This is a genomic window from Stenotrophomonas indicatrix (genome assembly GCF_002750975.1).
Taxonomy (GTDB): Bacteria; Pseudomonadota; Gammaproteobacteria; order Xanthomonadales; family Xanthomonadaceae; genus Stenotrophomonas; species Stenotrophomonas indicatrix.
In genome coordinates this window covers 183,484-203,265 of the sequence record NZ_PEJS01000001.1, presented here as the reverse complement: position 1 = coordinate 203,265, position 19,782 = coordinate 183,484, and the positions used below count along the sequence as shown (strand labels likewise).

Here is a 19,782-nt window from a genome sequence, read left to right as displayed (position 1 = left end):
TTCCAATTCTCGGTAGCACGAACGATGCAACATTTCTTCAGGCAGCCCGCACGCTGAATTCGGCGTGCAGATCCACGATGCCCCAGAACTGCATCGGGCGACTCACATCCAGGAGGATGGAGTCATAACGACGATCCAGCGGCGTCAGCTCGGAGAGCGGATCACCGCTGGAGATACCAAGCGACACCATGTAGTGACCTTCGTTTACGTTCATCGGCAACTGGAACGCGCAGACAAGCACGTCACCCGCTTTAGCAGAGATCACCTTCGCGCCACTGCTGGCCAGGAAAGAGTTGGTGCCGTAGAGGAACAACCCTTCCAGGGTCTTGATGAGGATGCCCGGCACCGCGCTCTCGACGTCCTGGTCAAACACGACCTTCATCATGAATTCCGTGCGGGCACCGCTGTCTAGGCGTGCAGGATGCTCTTCGCCGCAGCTGACGACGGCGTAGTCGATGATGCGCGCGCCGCCCTGCCCCCATCGATGCTCTCCCTTGTTATAGCCGCGTCGCGTATGGAAGAGATCCTCGATACCTGCCCCCATCGAATTCGGGGGGGAGGCGGGACCGTCCGGCTCCGCGACCACCGCATTGCCCGTCTTGCGGCCAAACAGTTCATCAAGATAGAGATTTGAAATCTCGCGTGACGGTCCGTCCGCGTGAACGCCCCCGTCCTTGATGAAGATCACCCGGTCGCAGTGTTTGACGATGTCGCCCACGGAGTGACTGACTAGGATCAGCGTGGTCCCCTGCTCCTTGAACTCCTGAACGCGTTTGAAGCACTTGGCCTGGAAGTAGGCGTCGCCCACTGAAAGCGCCTCGTCGACGATGAGGATATCCGGGCGGAATGCGGTAGCGACCGCGAAGGCCACGCGGACCTGCATGCCGCTGGAGTAGGTGCGCACGGGCTCATCGAAGTATTCACCGACTTCCGCGAAGGCTTCGATGGAGGGCATCACCCCTTCGATCTGCTGCTGCGTGTAGCCCATCAGCCCCGCAGAATGGAAGCAGTTCTGGCGCCCGGTCAGGTCGGGGTTGAACCCCATGCCCAGCTCGAGGATAGCCGCAATGCGCCCTCCCCGGGAAATGCGGCCTTCGGTGGGCTGGGTCGTACCGGTGATCAACTTCAGCAACGTGCTCTTCCCTGCACCGTTGCGGCCCACCACGCCCACGGCTTCACCAGCCCCAATGGTCAGGGTCACGTTGCGCACGATCCAGTGTTCTTCCTTGGGGCGAACGGGCAGGCCGAACCAACTGGCCGCACGCAGCCATTCGCTTCCCCAATGGCGATAGGCCTTGCCTACGCCTTCGAGCGTGAGCTGACCACTCATAGCGCGTCCACCATTTCAGGACTGGCCTTGCGGAACACGATCAACGAGGCAATCAGCAGCACCAGCGTGGCAACGGCCATCGGCAACAGATCCGCCCAGACCGGCGGCTGGTTGTAGAGAAGTACCTGCTGGTAGCTGGTCACCAGCGGGTAGAGCGGATTGAGCTTGAATGCTTCCCGCGCTGCCTCCGGCAGGATGCTCACGTTGTAGACGATCGGGGTCAGCCAGAACAGCGCCTGCAGCACCACGGGCACGACCTGGCTGATGTCGCGCATGAAGACATTGAACACCCCCAGCAGCAGGCCGATCGACATCGCGAACCCGAGCGTGAGCAGCATCAGCGCCGGCAGCCACAGCACCTGCCCTTCGGGGAAGTGCCCCATCACGGCGAACACGGCGAAGATCGCCACAAGCAGCAGCAGGTTGTTGACCAGCATGGTTCCCGCCGCGATGAAGGGCAGGCAGATCCGCGGGAACGCCATCTTCTTCATGAGATTGCCGTTGTCCACGAACAGGTTCACGCACTTGGACACCGTTTCGGAGAACATGCTCCAGCACAGCGTGCCCGCCATCAGGTAAAGCGCGTATCCGTACTTGTTTTCGACCCCGGGCATCTTCGCGGAGAGCACTTCCGACAGGATGGTGGCGAAAATAAGTACCTGCATCAGCGGATGAATGATCATCCAAAGTGCGCCGAGTTTGCTTCGAATGAAACGCATCCTCAGATCATTCCTGATCGAGGAGAGGATGAAGTAGCGATAGGCCCACAGGGACCGCAGCATGTCAATCACGGAGTGTTCCGTCCTCGTGTTCTTTCAGGAGATCGCGCGTGTGGTCCCGCGCAGCTTCGATTTCTTTTATTCGGGCGACGATGCGACGGGCAGCGCTGGTGCCGGACAACGTGATTTCCACCTTCTTCCGGGCGCGCTGCCCCAGTTCCCGGGCGAAGACGGGATCATCCGCCAGTCGGCGCATCCAGCCCGCCGCCTGTTCAATGTCGGCATCAGCCCAGCGCTGCCCCTCTCCCCCCGGATACTGGCCCGCGCCCACTGGCACCAAGGTGTAGTCGACTAATGCCGCACAATCGTGGTCCATGAACTCCATGTTGCCCGACCAGGCCGTGGCGATGACCGGCTTGCCAATTGCCATGCTCTCGGCCATGCCCATGCCGAACCCTTCGGCCCGATGCAGGGATACATAGACGTCGCAACAGCGGTGCAACGCATTCAGGTGCTCGCGCGCAATCACTTCGTCGCGAATGAGAATCCGGTCATCTCCCTGCCCCAACTGCAAGAGGTGCTGTAGCAGGTGCGGGAAGCGATAACCATTGCTGCTTTTGACCAACAGGCGCACGTTACTGCGCTCCGGTGGGAAAGCCTGCCGGAACGCGCGCAGCGCCGCTTCAGGATTCTTGCGCGCCATCAACGAACTGAAGTCGAACGACACCAGGAACACGAATGCGTCGTCGGGAAGCCCGAAGTCCGCTCGCTGCAGGCCGCTAGCGTGCAGCTCACCCAAGGGCATGGGCACGTGCAGAACCGGATTGGGGCTGACCCGCCGGACTGCCCGTTCCACGAAAGTGGTGGCGACCAGCACTTCGTCCACCAGGGCCAGCGCGGGCAGCCAGCGTTCGGGAACGTTCTCCAGCTCCCAGAACCAGCAGGCAATCAAGTACCGCCCTTGCCGCCGGGCTTCGCCGATGCTGTCCAGCGCCTGCGCCAGATAGTCCGGATTGACGAAAATGATGCTCACCGCATTCGGCGCAGCGGAGTTGAGCCAGGCATCGAAGGTGTGATCGTCGCGGGTATGTGGCAGGCCCAAGTCCACATCCACCAGGGCCACCGGTACTCCGTCGCGAATGAGCGCCCGCGCATAGCTTCGCGCCGCCTCCGCCAGCCCAAACTGCCCGTGGATGTATCCGATGATATTGACGCCGGAGCACGCCGACGACGGCGCAGTCGATGAGGTAAGCCGCGCATCCGTGTTCGGCGGCACGACATCCCACGCCGGCGTGCGCGGGAAGCGCGTCTTCGCCTGCAGCCGCCTCGTGAGCAGTCGGAGCCCGCGCTCACGTACCACACCCGGCAGCGCGCGATACGCTCCGCGCAGCCATGACTGCCCGCGCAGCCACGCCATGAGGCGTATCCGAGCATTCGGTTGAGGGGGGCCAGGCGGTGTCATGGCAGTTCGCGGGGCGCTCAGCCCAGCGCCCGCTCCAGATCCACCTGCAGATCCCCCAGGTCCTCAACACCCACGCTCAGCCTTACCAGTGCATCACTGATGCCCAGCTGCTCGCGGCGTGCCACCGGGATCGACGCATGGGTCATCACCGCCGGGTGGTTCACCAGGCTTTCCACCCCGCCCAGCGACTCGGCCAGGGTGAACAGTTCGGTCTTCTCGCAGAAGCGCTTGGCCGCGTCGAAACCACCCTTCAGCACGATCGAGACGATGCCGCCGTAGCCGGCCATCTGCTTGCCCGCCAGCTCATGCTGCGGGTGCGAGGCCAGGCCCGGGTAGATCACCTTCTCCACCGCCGGGTGCTTTTCCAGCCACTGTGCAAGCGCCATCGCGTTGGCGCAGTGCGCCTTCATGCGCAGCGGCAGGGTCTTCAGGCCACGCAGTGCCAGGAAGCTGTCGAACGGGCCCTGCACGCCGCCCACCGAGTTCTGCAGGAAGGCCATCTGCTCGGCCAGTTCGGCGTTGTCGCCGACCACGACCATGCCACCGACCATGTCCGAATGGCCGTTGAGGTACTTGGTGGCCGAATGCAGCACCAGGTCCGCGCCCAGCTCCAGCGGACGCTGCAGCATCGGCGAGGCGAAGGTGTTGTCGACCACTACGATCAGGCCATGGCGCTTGGCGATGGCGGCGACCGCGGCGATGTCCACGATCTTCAGCATCGGATTGGTCGGGGTTTCAATCCACACCATCTTGGTCTTCGGCGTGATCGCCGCTTCGAAGGCGGCCAGATCGGTCAGGTCGACGAAGCTGAAGTCCAGCGCGGCGGTGCGGCGACGCACGCGCTCGAACAGCCGGAAGCTGCCGCCATAGATGTCGTCCATCGCCACCACGTGGCTGCCGGCATCCAGCAGCTCGATCACGGTGGAGCTGGCAGCCATGCCCGAGGCGAAGGCGAAGCCGCGGGTGCCGCCTTCCAGCGAGGCCACGCAACGCTCGTAGGCGAAGCGGGTCGGGTTGTGGGTACGCGAATACTCGAAGCCCTGGTGCTCGCCCGGGCTGGACTGCGCGTAGGTCGAGGTGGCGTAGATCGGCGGCATCACCGCGCCGGTGCTCGGGTCGGGCGACTGGCCGCCATGGATGGCCAGGGTGGCCAGCGCCAGCGCGCGGTCCGGGGAAGAAGCGTTGGACATGTCGTTTCCTGATTGGCGCCGATGACCGGCGCCGTCGAAGGAGCGGGAGTCTATCAGCGCGGCCTTAACGAGCTTTGACGCGGATAAACCGGGGTTCAGCAGCGATCTGCGGCGATAAACGCCTTACTGAACGCGCCGACGCAGGTAATTCAGCAGGTCGATGCGGGTGATCAGGCCGAGGAAGGTGTCACCATCCATCACGATCGCCACCTGGCCGCGGTCGAACACCGGCAACAGCGCCTCGATCGGCGATTTCACATCCAGCCGGTCCAGCTTGCTGACCATCGCGGTGGCCACCGGGTCACGGAAGCGTGCTTCGTCGCCGTAGACGTGCAGCAGCACGTCGCTTTCGTCGACGATGCCGACCAGCTGGTCACCGTCCAGCACCGGCAGCTGCGACACGTCATACAGCTTCATGCGCTGATAGGCGGTGGTCAGCAGGTCGTTCGGGCCGATCACGACGGTGTCGCGCTGGCCGTACGGGCGCAGGATCAGGTCGCGCAGGTCACCGTGCTGCGGGCGCTCAAGGAAGCCGTTGTCCAGCATCCAGTAGTCGTTGTACATCTTCGACAGGTACTTGTTGCCGGTGTCGCAGACCAGCACCAGCACCTTCTTCGGCGTGGTCTGCTCCTTGCAGTACTTCAGCGCCGCCGCCAGCAGGGTGCCGGTCGAGGAGCCACCGAGGATGCCCTCCTTGCCCAGCAGCTCACGCGCGGTATGGAAGCTCTCCGCATCGGTGATGGCGTAGGCCTTCTTCACACGGCTGAAATCGGAGATCGAGGGCAGGAAATCCTCGCCGATGCCTTCCACCAGCCAGCTGCCCGACTTGTCGTTGAGCACACCGTCGTTGATGTACTCGGCCAGGATGGAGCCGACCGGGTCGGCCAGCACCAGCTCGGTCTTCGGCGACAGCGTGGCGAAGGCGCGCGACAGGCCGGTCATGGTGCCGGAGCTGCCGCAGCCGAACACGATGGCATCCAGATCGCCATCCATCTGCTCGAGGATCTCCGGGCCGGTGCCGAATTCATGCGCGGCCGGGTTGTCCGGGTTGCCGAACTGGTTGATGAAGTAGGCGCCCGGGGTCTGCTCGGCGATGGTCTTGGCCAGGTCCTGGTAGTACTCCGGGTGGCCCTTGGCCACGTCCGAGCGGGTCAGGCGCACTTCGGCACCCATCGCCTTCAGGTTGAAGATCTTTTCCCGGCTCATCTTGTCCGGGACCACCAGGATCAGCTTGTAGCCCTTCTGCTGGGCCACCAGCGCCAGGCCCAGGCCGGTATTGCCGGCGGTGCCTTCCACCAGGGTGGCGCCGGGCTTGAGGTCGCCGCGCTTCTCTGCCGCTTCGATCATCGACAGGCCGATGCGATCCTTGATCGATCCGCCCGGATTGGCGCTTTCGAGCTTCAGGTAGAGCTCGCAGACGCCAGCATCCAGGCGCTGGGCCTTGACGATAGGGGTCTGGCCGATGAGTTCGAGGACGGAAGAATGGATGGGCATTCGGGGGACTTCGGTTCGCGCCACACAGGGCCGGACCGGTGATTATCCGATGGATGGCGACGAAAGTCAGGAGCCGTTTCTGTAGCGCCGGGCCATGCCCGGCGGGAGGCGTGCTGACCCACGGTCGGCACCCACCAGCTCGGCTGGCGGCCCAAGGGGATGCGGACGGCCCCGGATCGACGAGGAGACCGGTACCGCCCGCATCGGGGGACGTACCTGCGGGGCCAAGGCACCACCGCGTGTGGTGCCTTGGCGCGACGCCTGCGTTCAGCGGCGCCGCGTTGCCAGGTCAGGAGAGCCTGGCAGGGCCATCGATGGCCGGGTCATGCCATTCCGGGCACGACAGGGGTGCGTCAATGCGTGGGGGACGAGGTTGCGAGCGGTGTTTCGTACATTCGCAGAAGGCGTTGCTTGGCCAGCAGCTTCTCGCGCTTCATTCGACCCAGGGTGACATCATCGATCGGGAGTACACCCAACTCCGCATCCATGCACTTCTTGTTCAACTTGCGGTGCTGGTCATGGAGTGCCCGGAACTCCGGATCGCGCGCGCGACGGGCGTCGATCTCGCTCTGGGGCTGATCTTCAAACATGATGGACCTCCTTCGACAGATACACGAACGCCCCGGCCGCAAGGCACGGGGCGTTGTTCATGGAGGAGTGCCGGTCGATGCCCACATGGGTGCCCACAACGACGTGCGGCACTGGCCTGCGCACTTCGATCTGCTGCGGTTCGCGCCCTGCTTGCATCGGCCCGGCCCTCCCATCGTCCGGTCCGCGTTATTGCGTCCCGGACAATTGACCCTACGCTTGCTCTGGACGGGGTTCAAGCCCCTGCGGCAAAAAGACCGAACCCCGCCGAGGCGGGGTTCAGGCTGAATACTCAACACAACGAAAAACAAACAATATCAATCAATTACGGCGCGATGACGACCTCGGCCGAGCGGGCCCGGGTGGAGGCGGCCTTCTTCCCAGCAACCTGGATCCGGCTGCTGGCGACACCGGCCGACACCAGCGCGTCGCGCAGTGCCTCGGCGCGCTTCTGGCCGACGCCATTGGCACTGTCATAGGCTTCGATGCGGATCCTGCCCTTCTTGCCGATGTTCACGTACTCGGCCAGGGCCTTGGCCTGGTTGCGGGCGCCACCGGACAGGCTCGAGGCCCCGGCCGCAAACGCGTCACCGGCAAAGGTGAAGACCTCGCCGCGGCCATCGAACTTCGAGCCCGGAAGTTTCTGCCCGGACACCAGCTCGGCTTCCTCACGGGCCAGCTTGGCCGCGTTCTGCTGGGCGGAGCTGAGGCGCTGCTGCTGCTTGCCGGCCACGCTGGTCAGGGCGTTCTCGGCATCCTGGCGGGCCAGGGTCTCGGCCTCGGCCGCCTGGCGCAGGCGTTCGGCCTCTTCTGCCTGCATCTGCGCCTGCATGCGCAGCTGTTCGGCCTCCTGGCGGGCGCGGGCGGCATCGCGGCGGCTGGCCTCGATCAGCAGGTCGCCGCGGGTGCGCTCCAGGCGGTCGACCTCGCGCGCGGCCAGCGCAGCCCGCACGGCGGTCTCGGCGATCTCGACCCGGCGCTCGGCCAGGTAGGTGGCCAGCTCCTGGTCACGGCGCTTGGCCTTTTCCAGGGTGGCAATGGCCTGCTGCGCCTGCATGCGCTCGAAGGCGCCCAGTTCGGCGGTGTCCGGATTGGCCTGGATCGCCATCAGGCGCTGGCTCAGCTGGCCGACCATCGGGTTGTCAGCGGCCAGTGCCAGCGTCGGCAGGGCCAGCAGCGTGGCCAGGGTCAGCGCGGAAATCGTCTTCATCGGCGGTCCTCCCCGGTCGACAACTGGCGCTGCAGCTGGTTGACCTCGTTGCGGCGCAGCTGCAGCTGTGCGGTCGCCGTGGCTTCCTCGCTGCGGGCACGGGCCAGATCGGCGTCAACGGTGGCACGCAGGGCCAGGGCCGGTGCGTTCTTGCGCTCGCGGCGGTCGCCAGCGGCACGCTGGGCCTGCTCCAGCCCTTGGCGGGCCAACCCGATCAGGTCCGGGGCGTACTGGTCGGCGTCGGCCTGGGTGGCCTTGTCCACCGCCTGCCGGGCCTGGGCCAGTTCCAACGCGCCATCCTGCGCCCAGGCGGGAGCAGAGAGTGCGAATGCAAACGCCATCACATACAGGCTGTGGCGCATTCGTGCGAAGCTAAGTCGTTTCATTGGGGAGGCCGTACCGGTTGTCGGTTCGCGGCCATTGTCGTCAAGCCGGTACCGTGCTTGCAACGGGCACCGGCAGTTTCGTTGGGGAAAATTCGCAATGGATATCGGCTACTTCCTGAAGCTGATGACCGAAAAGAACGCTTCGGACATGTTCTTGACCACCGGCGCGCCGGTGTACATCAAGATCGAGGGCAAGCTGTATCCGCTCGGCAATACCGGCCTGCCGCCGGGAATGGTGAAGAAGATCGCCTACTCGCTGATGGACGAGGGCCAGGTGCCGCAGTTCGAGCGCGAGCTGGAACTCAACATGGCCATCGCCCTGGCCGATGCCGGGCGTTTCCGCGTCAACGTGTTCAAGCAGCGCGGTGAAGTGGGCATGGTCATCCGCGCCATCCGCAGCCGGATTCCGAGCATCGAAGAGCTCAACCTGCCGCAGGTGCTGAAGGACGTCATCATGACCCCGCGTGGGCTGGTGCTGGTGGTGGGGTCCACCGGCTCGGGCAAGTCCACCTCGCTGGCGTCGATGATCGACCATCGCAACAGCACCACCACCGGTCACATCCTCACCATCGAGGACCCGATCGAATACCTGCACAAGCACAAGATGTCCATCGTCAACCAGCGCGAGGTCGGGCTCGATACCCATGCCTTCCACAATGCGCTGAAGAATGCGATGCGTGAAGCGCCGGACGTGATCCTGATCGGCGAGATCCTGGATGCCGAAACGATGGAGGCGGCGATCGCCTTCGCCGAAACCGGGCACCTGTGCCTGGCCACCCTGCACTCCAACAACGCCGACCAGACCATCGAGCGCATCCTCAACTTCTTCCCGGAAAGCGCGCACAAGAACGTGCTGATGAACCTGGCGCTGAACCTGCGTGCGGTGATCAGCCAGCGCCTGGTGAAGAACAAGGAGGGGCGCCGCCTGCCGGCCACCGAAGTACTGATCAACACGCCGATGATCCGCGACCTGCTGCGTCGCGGCCAGGTACACGAGATCAAGGCGGCGATGGAGGCTTCGCTGGAAGAAGGCATGGAGAGCTTCGACCAGTGCCTGTTCCGGTTGGCCAAGAACGGCACCATCGATCAGGAAGAAGCCCTGCGCGCGGCTGACTCGCGCGATGGCCTGGCGCTGAAGTTCCGCCTGTCCGAAGGCGGCAGCGGCGAGCATGATCCGTATGCGGACTTCTCGGCCGGCGCGCCGAGCATTACCCACGGGTTCTGACGGCGCGCCCGGCGGGCATGGCCCGGCGTTACCGGACGCGTGGTGGCAGCGCCGGGCCATGCCCGGCGGAATCCTGAAGGGTTAAGGGGCGGTCTCATCCAATGAGACCCCTCGTGCGTAGGTTTCTTCAATGGAAACCATACGCAAGCTGGCCATCCTTGCAGATGCCGCAAAATACGATGCCTCCTGCGCTTCCAGCGGTGCGGGCAAGCGCGATTCGCGCGCCTCCGGCGGCATCGGCAGTACCGAGGGCATGGGCATCTGCCACAGCTACACGCCCGATGGCCGCTGCGTGTCGCTGCTGAAGATCCTGCTGACCAACTTCTGCGTGTACGACTGCGCCTATTGCGTGAACCGGGTGTCCAGCAACGTGCCGCGCGCGCGTTTCAGCGTGGACGAGGTGGTCACGCTCACCCTGGACTTCTACAAGCGCAATTACATCGAAGGGCTGTTTCTTTCCAGCGGCATCATCCGCAACGCGGACTACACGATGGAGCGCATGGTGGAGGTGGCACGTCGGCTGCGCGAGGAGCACCGATACGCCGGCTACATCCACCTGAAGACGATCCCCGAGGCATCGCCAGAACTTCTGGCCGCTGCGGGTCGTTACGCCGATCGCCTGTCGATCAATGTCGAACTGCCCACCGAGGCGGGCCTGGCCACCCTCGCCCCGGAAAAGACCAGCACATCGATCCGCGGCGCGATGGGTGAACTGCGCTGGCGCATCGAAGAAGCCAAGGAGGCCCGCAAGGCGCCGGCAGTGATCGCACCGGTTTCCAGCCGCAGCACGCGCCCTCGCCCTCCCCGCTTTGCACCCGCCGGGCAGAGCACGCAGATGATCGTCGGCGCCGACGGTGCCAGCGACCAGCAGATCCTGACCAGTGCCGACAGCCTCTACGGCAACTACCGCATGCGCCGGGTGTACTACTCCGCCTTCAGCCCGATTCCCGATGCGAGCCGCCAGCTGCCGCTGCAGCCGCCTCCGCTGCAGCGCGAGCACCGGCTGTACCAGGCCGACTGGCTGCTGCGCTTCTACGGCTACGGCGTGGAGGAGATCACCGACACCACCCAGGGCGGCATGCTGGATCTGGACATCGATCCGAAGATGGCCTGGGCGATCCGCCATCCCGAACGCTTCCCGGTGGACCTGAATCTTGCGCCGAAGGAGCTGCTGCTGCGGGTGCCAGGCCTGGGAGTGCGCAACGTCAAGCGCGTATTGATGGCACGCCGCCACGGCCGCCTGCGGGTGGCCGACGTTGCACGACTGAAGGCGCCGATGAGCAAACTGCTGCCGTTCGTGCAGCTGGCCGACCACCATCCGCGCAGTGCGCTGGATGATCCGGCGGCGCTGCGCGCGAAGCTGGCGCCACCACCCCGCCAGGGCTCGCTGTTCGATGCCGCACCCGCTGCCTGAGCTGCAGCGCTGGTCGCTGCGCGTAGACCCGCCGTGGTCGCTGGATGCCTGGCGCGGTGCGGCGCGTGAGGCCTTGCTGCGCGGCGTGCTGCCGGAACAGCTGGACTGGATCACGGGTACCGAAGCGTCGCTGCTGGACGCGCCGGCGGTGCAGCAGGCGCCACCGCCCGACGGCGCCACCGTCCCGAACGTGCCGCGCGACTTCGTCGAACTGGCCGCTACCTGCCTGTGCCATCGCGATCCGCAGCGCCTGCCGCTGCTGTACCGCCTGCTGTGGCGCATCGCGCATGGCGAACGCACGGTGCTGTCCAATCCGGCCGACGCCGATGTGCTGCGGTTGATGGCGCTGGCGCAGGCGGTGCGCCGCGACACGCACAAGATGAAGGCCTTCGTGCGCTTCCGGGAGGTGCCCGGCGAGACCGACGCGTTCATCGCCTGGTTCGAGCCCGATCACAACATCGTCGACCGGGTCGCGCCGTTTTTCGCCCGCCGTTTTGCCGGCATGCGCTGGGCGATCCTGACACCCGCGCGCAGTGTCCGCTGGGATGGCAGCGCGCTCTCGTTCGGTGATGGCGGCAGCCGTCGCGATGCACCCGCCGAAGACGCCCGGGAGACGCTGTGGCAGACCTATTACGCCAGCATCTTCAATCCGGCCCGGCTCAACACGCGGATGATGCAGCAGGAAATGCCCGCCCGTTACTGGAAGCATCTTCCCGAAGCGCACCTGTTGCCGGGTCTTGTGCGCGACGCAGCCGGCCGCGTGCAGGAGATGCATGATCGATCGGCACAGGCACCGCAGCGACGTATTCCCGCACGGCCGAACGATGCAACCGGTGCCGGTGCGGACAATGGCAGCCTGCAGGCGTTGCGCCAGCAGGCTGCCGTCTGTCGGCAGTGCCCGCTGTGGGAAGCGTCGACCCAGACCGTGTTCGGTGAAGGTCGTGCCGATGCACGCATCATGCTGGTGGGCGAACAGCCCGGTGATGTCGAGGACCTGAGTGGTCGCCCCTTCGCCGGGCCGGCGGGCAAGCTGCTGGACCGTGCGCTGCAGGAACTGGGCATCGAACGCAGCGCCCTGTACCTGACCAACGCGGTGAAGCACTTCCACCACGAGCGGCGAGGCAAGGTGCGCCTGCATAAGCGCCCTGAGAGCCGCCATGTGCATGCCTGCCGGCCGTGGCTGCAGGGCGAGATCGCACGGGTGAAGCCGCAGGTGATCGTCTGTCTCGGCGCCACGGCGGCCTCGTCCGTATTCGGTCGCGATTTCAACCTGACGCGCGACCGTGGCCGCTGGCTCACGCTCGAGGATGGCACCCGGGGATACGCCACCGTGCATCCTGCCTGGGTACTGCGGCAGAAGGATGATACGCGGCGCGAGGACGCCTACCGGTTGTTCCGCGACGACCTGCGGCAACTGCTGGCGACCGATTCCGCGCCCACCGGGCATGGCCCGGCGCTACCGGTCTCCGGCCCGCGGTAGCGACGGGCCATGCCCGGCGAGCACAGCGGGACGTCAGGCGGCGTCGACCTGATTTTCGGGGCGTGCAGCGATGAAGGCATCCAGCTGCTGGCAGGCCGCTTCAATGCGGTGCAGTGTGGGGTATTCCGCCAGGTCCAGGCCGAAGCGATGGGCGTTGTACAGCTGCGGCAACAGGCAGATGTCGGCCAGGCCCGGGCGGTCACCGTGGCAGAACGTACCGGTGTCAGCGCTGTTGGCCAGCATCGTTTCCATTGCGGCAAAGCCCTCGGCCATCCAGTGCAGGGTCCACCGCGTGCGTGCATCGGCCGGCAACTGCAGATCGCGCTCGAGGTACTGCATCACCCGCAGGTTGTTGATCGGGTGGATGTCGCAGGCCACCAGCTGCGCCAGCGCCCGCACCCGTGCGCGGCCAGCGGCGTCGGCCGGCAGCAGCGGCACCTGCGGGAACCGCTCTTCCAGATACTCCAGGATCGCCAGCGACTGGGTCGGCACGTGGCCGTCATGCAGCAGCGTGGGCACCAGCTGCTGCGGGTTGAGCCCGCGATAGGCGTCATGGTGCTGCTCGCCGCCCTCGCGCACCAGATGCACCGGTCGTGCTTCGAAAGCCAAGCCTTTCAAGGCCAGGCCGATGCGCACGCGGTAGGCGGCGCTGGATCGCCAGTAGGTGTACAGCACGATGCCGTCGTCGACCGGAATCTCCATCGCCGCCTCCATGCTCAGGGCTTGGCCGCCTGTTCGATGCGCTGCTCGATCGCACCGAAGATGCTGTTGCCGGCGGCATCGAGCATCTCGATGCGCACCACGTCGCCGAAGGACATGAACGGCGTGCTCGGCTTGCCGTCGCGCAGGGTTTCCACCACGCGCTGTTCGGCGAAGCACGACGCCCCCTTGCTGGTGTCTTCGTTGGCGATGGTGCCCGAGCCGACGATGGTGCCGGCACTGAGCGGCCGCGTCTTCGCCGCGTGCGCGACCAGCTGGGCGAAGTTGAACTGCATGTCGACACCCGCTTCCGGCGCACCGAACCACGTCCCGTTGATGTGGGTCAGCAGCGGCAGGTGCACCTTGCTGTCCTGCCAGGCAGCGCCCAGTTCGTCGGGAGTGACGAACACCGGCGACAACGCCGAGCGCGGCTTGGACTGCAGGAAGCCGAAGCCCTTGGCCAGTTCGCCCGGGATCAGGTTGCGCAGCGAGACGTCGTTCACCAGGCCGATCAGCTGGATGTGGCCGGCCGCCTGTTCGGGCGTGGCCGCCATCGGCACGTCGTCGGTGATCACCACGATCTCGGCTTCCAGGTCGATGCCGTAGTCCTCGCTGACCACCTTGACCGCATCGCGCGGGCCATGGAAACCGGCGCTGGTGGCCTGGTACATCAGCGGATCACTGTAGAAGCTCTCCGGCACCTCGGCGCCGCGGGCGCGACGTACGCGCTCGACGTGCGGCAGGTAGGCGCTGCCATCAACGAATTCATAGGCGCGCGGCATCGGCGCGGCCAGGGCCTGCGGGTCCAGGTCGAACACGCCATCGGCGTCACCGGCATTGAGCGACTCATACAGCGCATTCAGACGCGGGGCCAGATGGCTCCAGTCCTCCAGAGCCAACTGCAGGGTGGCGGCGATGCCGGTGGCGCGCACGCCGTGGCGCAGGTCACGCGAGACGACGATCAGGGTGCCGTCGCGGCCGCCTTCCTTCAAGGAACCAAGCTTCATGGTGGGTGTCCGGAGTCGTGGGCAAACAAGTTTCAAGTGTAATCAAATATGCAGCGTAGCCAAGCTGCAGCGCGGCATCGCCTCACCCTAGCGCAGGAGGGGGCGGCAGGGTTGCACCCTGCACCGGCAGAGGCAACGGCCAAAGCCAAGGCAACCGCGAAAGCAACTGCAACAGCCGGCTCTGGGTTTTCTGTGGGTTGGGCGGGGCGGTATGGGGCTGCAGGACACGCCGTAAACCCATCCATGGGGGCTCGATGGCGCCATCCATGGCGCCAACGGTCCTGCAGCCCCATACCGCCCCGCCCTCGACAGTTTCCCGATGACGGTGGTAGATCCACGCCATGCGTGGATGAATTTCCAACGAAATCGAATATTTCGACAATTGAACGAAGAGCATCCACGCATGGCGTGGATCTACCGTGTCGACCAAGGTCGACACCCACCAGGAGCGGGCCCTGCCATTCCGACAGATCGCGGAAAACCGTCGAAGGCGGGGTGGGTCCGGTTGCGGGGGCGTGAGCGCCATGGATGGCGCGACCGAGCCTACATGGACGTATTCACGGCGGCCCCCGCAACCGGACCCACCCCGCCATCCCACGGTATGCCCGCTGTTGCTGTTGCCGTCGATTCGGCGGGTGCAGGGCGCAGCCCTGCCGAACCCCCAACCTGAACAGCCTGTTTTGCGTCAGGTCTCATCCTTCCGTTAGACTATGCGGGTCTGCAGCGGCCGTCCGTTTCCCTCCGGGATCGCCGGCGACCGGGGTTCGCCCCATCGCCCGCCCCCACTCCGACGCCGTTCGTCACGCATTCCAGCCTGCGCTTCGCGTTGGCTGCACCCAATTCTCGCAGCGCGGTTCACGGGAACGCTCCGAGTCAGCCGATCAGTTTGATCTGCCCCCGTCTGTCCGTTCGGACAGGCGTTAACTGTACTTGGAGCAATCTCGATGTCTTTTGAATCCTTGGGCCTTGCGCCCTTCCTGCTGCGTGCGCTCGCCGAGCAGGGCTACGAAACCCCGACCCCGATCCAGCAGCAGGCGATCCCGCTGGTGCTGGCCGGTCGCGACCTGCTGGCCGGCGCACAGACCGGTACCGGCAAGACCGCCGCGTTCGGCCTGCCGCTGCTGCAGCACCTGGGCACCGCTTCGCAGGAAGTGCGCACCGGCCCGCGCAAGCCGCGCGCGCTGATCCTGGCACCGACCCGCGAACTGGCCACCCAGGTGCATGACAGCCTGCGCGGTTACAGCAAGTACCTGCGCATCCCCAGCGCCTGCATCTACGGCGGTGTCGGCATGGGCAACCAGCTTGACATCCTGCGTCGCGGCGTGGATCTGCTGGTTGCGTGCCCGGGCCGCCTGATCGACCACCTGGAGCGTCGCAGCATCGACCTGTCCGGCATTGAACTGCTGGTGCTGGACGAAGCCGACCGCATGCTGGACATGGGCTTCCTGCCCTCGATCAAGCGCATCCTGGCCAAGCTGCCCAAGCAGAACCGCCAGACCCTGCTGTTCTCGGCCACCTTCGAGGACAACATCCGCCAGTTGGCGCTGGAATTCATGCGCAACCCGGAACAGATCCAGGTCACGCCGAAGAATACCGTCGCCGAGACCATCACCCACAAGGTGCACCCGGTCGATGGCAGCCGCAAGCGCGACCTGCTGCTGCACCTGCTGGCGCAGGACAGCCGCGAGCAGACCCTGGTGTTTGCCCGCACCAAGCACGGCAGCGACAAGCTGGCCGCGTTCCTGGAAAAGTCCGGCATCAAGACCGCGGCGATCCACGGCAACAAGAGCCAGGGCCAGCGCCTGCGTGCGCTCGGCGACTTCAAGGCTGGCCGTGTCACCGTGCTGGTGGCCACCGATATCGCCGCGCGCGGCATCGACATCAACGAGCTGCCGAAGGTGATCAACTTCGATCTGCCGATGGTGGCCGAAGACTACGTGCACCGTATTGGCCGTACCGGCCGCAACGGTGCGACCGGTGAAGCGATTTCGCTGGTGGCGCAGGATGAAGTGAAGCTGCTGCGCGCGATCGTGCGCCTGCTCGGCCGCGACATGGACATCCGCGATGTGCCGGGCTTCGAGCTGCAGACGCCGATCCGCTGGGGCAACAGTGCTCCGGGCAAGGCCGAGGCCGATACCGGCGAGCGCGTGCCGCGCAAGACCCACGCGCGCCGTCCGCACGGCGATGCGCCGCGTCATGCCCATGCAGGCCCGAAGAAGGCCGGCGGTGGCCGCCGCGAGGGCGCCGGCAACGGCCAGCAGCGCGCAGGCGCAGGTGCCGGTCAGGGCCAGCGTCGCGGTGGCGGCAACAACAGTGGTGGCGGCCGTGGCCGCGGCCAGGGTGGCGGTCGCGCCGGCTGATCCCAGCTGACAGGGACGGCGTCTCCCGCTGCGCGGGGGGCTTATCGAGGGACGGCGCTGACGCGCCGTCCTTTTTTGTTGCTGGCTACCCGGTGTGAGAGCACGCGGTTGGTTCTGTGTGGGCGTTAAGGAGCGGGGGCGACGCAGAACACGCTGTAGATACATCCATGTAAGCTCGTAGGCGCCTTGCTCGTGTGCGCTGTCCTGCGCACACGGCAAGACCGGGGTTGGGCGTCCTGCCCAACCCGCCCGGGGCATGCCTCGGGCCCATGGCGCCTGCGGTTTTGCACCGCCCCCGCTCCCCAACGCTTCAGACATTTCCAGCGCCTACTTGTCCCGCCGGGTAGCCGAGAGAAGAAGGATCAATTCAAAGACAAAAGCAAAAGCCGGAATTCCAGCTTTTGCTTTTGCCCTTGCTCCCGCCTTGGGTTTGATGCATCCGCGCCCGCAGGAAACTGTCTGGGGAGGACGGATGGGCCGCGCAGGACCGCAGGCGCCATGGATGGCGCCTACGAGCCTACACGGACGTACTTGCGGCGTGTCCTGCGCGGCCCATCCGTCCTCCCAATCCCAGCGTCAGTTCGGCGCGTAATGCCTCAACCCCGCGCTTTACTCGGATTCACCAGATTCCCGAAGAAGACCGCGTTGATCAGCATCCGATCAGTGCCATGCCAGTACTTGCGATGCGCCGGATCATCAGCAAACAGGATCACGTTGCCCTGCCCCTGCGCTGACACCAGCAGCCACGCGCTGCCCGCTACGCGACTGCGGTTGCGCTCGGACAGATACCCGTTCACCCGCGGTGTGTCGTCGATCCGCACCACCGTGGAAAACCCGTTCGTGCTCGGCTGCAGGATGACCGTGTTCTCCTTGTTGATCGCCAGTTGCCGGCGCGGCACGCCGAACGCCAAAGGATGACTGGGGTCGACGTCGGCGCTGAGGATGTTGCCGCTGACACGCTCGATCGCGGCGATATCGCGCTGGTCACCGAAGGCGCGGCGCGCGGTGTCTGTTGCTTCCTCGTCCTTGCCCAGCTTCTCGCCGTCGGCAAGTTTCTGTTCGATCGCCCACTTCGACGCGCTGCCATAGGTGACCAGTGACCCGCCGGCCTGGATCCAGCGCTTCAATGCCGCTACCGCGCCCGCGTCGATGCCGGCATAGGTGCCGCCGGACAGCACGATCGTGGTGTAGCGGTCCAGCGATACCTTGCCCAACTGCTGCGGGTCCAGCTTGCTGGCCGGCAGGCGCAGCTGCTGGTCGAGCAGGAACCAGGCCGAACCGATTTCGGTGGCTGCCACGCCCTCGCCCATCACCAGCGCGACGGCGGGCTTGCGCAGTGCCTTGACGCCGTCACTGCCAAGGTCGATGCCATCGCGGCTGCGACCGCTGGCCAGCGCATGCACCTGCACACCGGCGGCCCGCGCGGCGGCGGCGACCGCCTCCTGCAACGCCGCACCCTGCAGCGGCTGCCCGGACACCGGTACCACGATGCTGCCCCCGGCAAAGGCCACCTCACCTTGTGCGGTGGCCGCGGTGAACGGCTGGAAGGTGGCACGCGTGGACAAGCCCTTGGCCTGCAGGGCGGCCAGTGCGCGGCCCGCGTTGTAGTCGCGCCAGTCGATCACGTAGGCGAAGCCCGCTTCACCGCCGGTCAGCCCGCCCTGCACTGCGGGAACCTCGACCACGCGGGCGCCGCCATCGATGCGGCTGCGGCTGCCGGCAAAAGCCACGCCGTAGGCCGGGGCGATCGCGTAGCTGGTGCTGCCGTAGAACACGTCGCCCTTGATCGGCGGGGTCTCGGCGAAGATCGAATGGACCAGGCGGAACTGCGCCTGCTGCACCGGCACCACGTAGGCGCTGCCCGCTTCGAAACGCTGGCCATCTACGCTGACAGCGCGGTCCAGTGCATGCACTTCAATCCTGTGCAGCAACAGCAGTTCCAGCAGGCGTCGGGTCAATGCCGGATCATGCGCGTCGCCGAACACGAAGCTCTTCACCGGCTGTTGTGCGGCCTGCTTCAGCGCGCTCTGGAAGAAACTCTTCTGCAGATCGAACAGCGCGCTGCGCTCGGTCACCGCACCGCGCACCGTACCCAACCCGGTGGCAACCTGGTTGCGGATGGTGAACGGGAACGTCAGCAGGCCATTCACCGATTCCTGCACGCGACCGCGCGAACTGGCCTGCTCCACCGTGACGCCGACCGCGCCGTGGAAATCCGGATAGGTCGAGCCGTACACGGGCGAGAAATTGTCGAAGTTCTCACCGGTGTAGTACAGCGAACCCAGCGCATCGAGCGCCTGGGCGTGGTACTTGGCCAGGGTCTTGTTGAACTCGTACGATGCTGCCGGGATCAACGGACTATGCATGCTCTTCGGCGATGGCTCGAAGTAGTACGTGCTGTCCTTGCCCATTTCGTGGAAGTCGATCTGCACGTTCGGGTACCACTGGTGGAACTGCGCCACCTTCGGCCGCGAATCCTGCTGTGTCAGTGCCAGCCAATCGCGGTTGAGATCGGTGAAGTAGTGGTTGGTACGGCCCTGCGGGAACGGTTCGACGTGTTCCTTGTCGGCCGGATCGGCCGAGGCCGGATCGGACGCCCAGGCGTTGTGCCAGTTGGCGGCGCGATCGCGGCCGTCGGGATTCTGCGCCGGGTCGAACAGCACCACTGCCTGCTGCAGCCACTGCTGCGTTTCCGCGCTGCGGTTGGCCACCAGGTAGTAGGCGGTCAGCATCGCCGCTTCGCCGCTGGAGGTCTCGTTGCCGTGCACGCTGTAGCCCAGCCACACCACCACCGGGCTGCCACCGGCAGCGCTGCGCGGCTGCGCCGGATCGGCCAGGGTCGCGTGCTGCTGGCGGATCTGTTCCAGCCGCGCGTGGTTGCCTGCAGCAGTGACCGTGGCGATCAGCAGCGGTCGGCCCTCATAGCTGCGGCCGATCTCGCGCACGCTGATCTTGTCCGAGTGCTTGGCCAGCTCCTGGAAGTAAGCCACCAGCTGGTCATGGCGGGTGTAGCGGCTGCCGATCGGATAGCCGAGGAACTGCTCCGGCGTGGGAATGGCGGTATCGAATGCCGCGGCATCGGTGGTCTGCGGGAAGAAATAGCCGCTCTGCGCATGTACCGCCGGCGGCAACGATACGGCGGTGGCGACGGCGAGCAACAACGGGAAAACGGCACGGCGGTGGAAGGACACGGTGACTCCCCTGGAACATGGCAACAC

General features: G+C 65.7%; 15 protein-coding genes. 4 read left to right on the top strand and 11 right to left on the bottom strand.

What is annotated here, in order from left to right:
* Positions 1-37 precede the first annotated feature (37 nt).
* From CR918_RS00950 to CR918_RS00915, 8 genes are all read right to left on the bottom strand, one after another.
* Positions 38-1,330, bottom strand: a complete 1,293-nt coding sequence (locus CR918_RS00950) for an ABC transporter ATP-binding protein (RefSeq protein WP_099841856.1) — start codon at positions 1,328-1,330, stop codon at positions 38-40.
* Positions 1,327-2,112, bottom strand: coding sequence for an ABC transporter permease (locus CR918_RS00945; RefSeq protein ID WP_032976376.1), 786 nt, complete (start codon positions 2,110-2,112; stop codon positions 1,327-1,329). Before CR918_RS00945 ends, CR918_RS00950 begins: the two co-directional genes overlap by 4 nt.
* Position 2,113: 1 nt before the next feature.
* Positions 2,114-3,466, bottom strand: coding sequence for a glycosyltransferase family 4 protein (locus CR918_RS00940; protein WP_223484575.1), 1,353 nt, complete (start codon positions 3,464-3,466; stop codon positions 2,114-2,116).
* 62 nt (positions 3,467-3,528) lie between these two features.
* Entirely contained in the window at positions 3,529-4,701 is a 1,173-nt protein-coding gene (locus CR918_RS00935) for a cystathionine gamma-synthase (protein ID WP_099841853.1), read from the bottom strand.
* A gap of 123 nt (positions 4,702-4,824) precedes the next feature.
* A complete protein-coding gene (locus tag CR918_RS00930) occupies positions 4,825-6,195 on the bottom strand; it encodes a pyridoxal-phosphate dependent enzyme (protein ID WP_099841852.1) in 1,371 nt (456 codons plus the stop codon).
* 353 nt (positions 6,196-6,548) lie between these two features.
* On the bottom strand, positions 6,549-6,785 hold the full coding sequence (locus CR918_RS00925) for an HP1242/YdcH family protein (protein ID WP_025878453.1): 237 nt from the start codon (positions 6,783-6,785) through the stop codon (positions 6,549-6,551).
* A 323-nt stretch (positions 6,786-7,108) separates the two neighbouring features.
* Positions 7,109-7,993: an OmpA family protein gene (locus CR918_RS00920; protein WP_025878452.1), complete on the bottom strand. Its 885-nt coding sequence runs from the start codon at positions 7,991-7,993 to the stop codon at positions 7,109-7,111.
* On the bottom strand, positions 7,990-8,355 hold the full coding sequence (locus CR918_RS00915; RefSeq protein WP_025878451.1) for a DUF4398 domain-containing protein: 366 nt from the start codon (positions 8,353-8,355) through the stop codon (positions 7,990-7,992). Before CR918_RS00915 ends, CR918_RS00920 begins: the two co-directional genes overlap by 4 nt.
* Positions 8,356-8,476: 121 nt before the next feature.
* Here CR918_RS00915 and CR918_RS00910 point away from each other — a divergent pair, with 121 nt between their 5' ends.
* From CR918_RS00910 to CR918_RS00900, 3 genes are all read left to right on the top strand, one after another.
* Positions 8,477-9,604 carry a PilT/PilU family type 4a pilus ATPase gene (locus CR918_RS00910; protein ID WP_025878450.1) on the top strand — a complete coding sequence of 376 codons (1,128 nt, stop codon included), beginning with the start codon at positions 8,477-8,479 and terminating at the stop codon, positions 9,602-9,604.
* A gap of 130 nt (positions 9,605-9,734) precedes the next feature.
* On the top strand, positions 9,735-11,018 hold the full coding sequence (locus CR918_RS00905; protein ID WP_059065909.1) for a putative DNA modification/repair radical SAM protein: 1,284 nt from the start codon (positions 9,735-9,737) through the stop codon (positions 11,016-11,018).
* Positions 10,999-12,498, top strand: coding sequence for a UdgX family uracil-DNA binding protein (locus CR918_RS00900; RefSeq protein WP_099841851.1), 1,500 nt, complete (start codon positions 10,999-11,001; stop codon positions 12,496-12,498). The genes CR918_RS00905 and CR918_RS00900 overlap by 20 nt, the downstream gene beginning before the upstream one ends.
* A gap of 33 nt (positions 12,499-12,531) precedes the next feature.
* Here CR918_RS00900 and maiA read toward each other — a convergent pair whose 3' ends face one another.
* Entirely contained in the window at positions 12,532-13,200 is a 669-nt protein-coding gene (gene maiA / locus CR918_RS00895) for a maleylacetoacetate isomerase (protein ID WP_099841850.1), read from the bottom strand.
* Between the two features lie 14 nt (positions 13,201-13,214).
* A complete protein-coding gene (locus CR918_RS00890) occupies positions 13,215-14,204 on the bottom strand; it encodes a fumarylacetoacetate hydrolase family protein (protein WP_025878446.1) in 990 nt (329 codons plus the stop codon).
* Between the two features lie 944 nt (positions 14,205-15,148).
* Between CR918_RS00890 and CR918_RS00875 the strand changes: the two genes are divergently transcribed.
* Positions 15,149-16,564 (top strand): DEAD/DEAH box helicase, encoded by a 1,416-nt coding sequence (locus CR918_RS00875; protein WP_099841847.1) that lies wholly within the window; start codon positions 15,149-15,151, stop codon positions 16,562-16,564.
* A 596-nt stretch (positions 16,565-17,160) separates the two neighbouring features.
* On the opposite strand, the gene CR918_RS00870 is transcribed toward CR918_RS00875, so the two are convergent.
* Positions 17,161-19,755, bottom strand: a complete 2,595-nt coding sequence (locus tag CR918_RS00870; protein ID WP_099841846.1) for a M14 family zinc carboxypeptidase — start codon at positions 19,753-19,755, stop codon at positions 17,161-17,163.
* Positions 19,756-19,782: the final 27 nt, after the last annotated feature.

Coding starts and splice junctions, on each gene's coding strand:
- CR918_RS00950 (WP_099841856.1), bottom strand. CDS start 1,330: ATGAGTGGTCAGCTCACGCTCGAAGGCGTAGGCAAGGCCTATCGCCAT.
- CR918_RS00945 (WP_032976376.1), bottom strand. CDS start 2,112: ATGCTGCGGTCCCTGTGGGCCTATCGCTACTTCATCCTCTCCTCGATC.
- CR918_RS00940 (WP_223484575.1), bottom strand. CDS start 3,466: ATGGCGTGGCTGCGCGGGCAGTCATGGCTGCGCGGAGCGTATCGCGCG.
- CR918_RS00935 (WP_099841853.1), bottom strand. CDS start 4,701: ATGTCCAACGCTTCTTCCCCGGACCGCGCGCTGGCGCTGGCCACCCTG.
- CR918_RS00930 (WP_099841852.1), bottom strand. CDS start 6,195: ATGCCCATCCATTCTTCCGTCCTCGAACTCATCGGCCAGACCCCTATC.
- CR918_RS00925 (WP_025878453.1), bottom strand. CDS start 6,785: ATGTTTGAAGATCAGCCCCAGAGCGAGATCGACGCCCGTCGCGCGCGC.
- CR918_RS00920 (WP_025878452.1), bottom strand. CDS start 7,993: ATGAAGACGATTTCCGCGCTGACCCTGGCCACGCTGCTGGCCCTGCCG.
- CR918_RS00915 (WP_025878451.1), bottom strand. CDS start 8,355: ATGCGCCACAGCCTGTATGTGATGGCGTTTGCATTCGCACTCTCTGCT.
- CR918_RS00910 (WP_025878450.1), top strand. CDS start 8,477: ATGGATATCGGCTACTTCCTGAAGCTGATGACCGAAAAGAACGCTTCG.
- CR918_RS00905 (WP_059065909.1), top strand. CDS start 9,735: ATGGAAACCATACGCAAGCTGGCCATCCTTGCAGATGCCGCAAAATAC.
- CR918_RS00900 (WP_099841851.1), top strand. CDS start 10,999: ATGCCGCACCCGCTGCCTGAGCTGCAGCGCTGGTCGCTGCGCGTAGAC.
- maiA (WP_099841850.1), bottom strand. CDS start 13,200: ATGGAGATTCCGGTCGACGACGGCATCGTGCTGTACACCTACTGGCGA.
- CR918_RS00890 (WP_025878446.1), bottom strand. CDS start 14,204: ATGAAGCTTGGTTCCTTGAAGGAAGGCGGCCGCGACGGCACCCTGATC.
- CR918_RS00875 (WP_099841847.1), top strand. CDS start 15,149: ATGTCTTTTGAATCCTTGGGCCTTGCGCCCTTCCTGCTGCGTGCGCTC.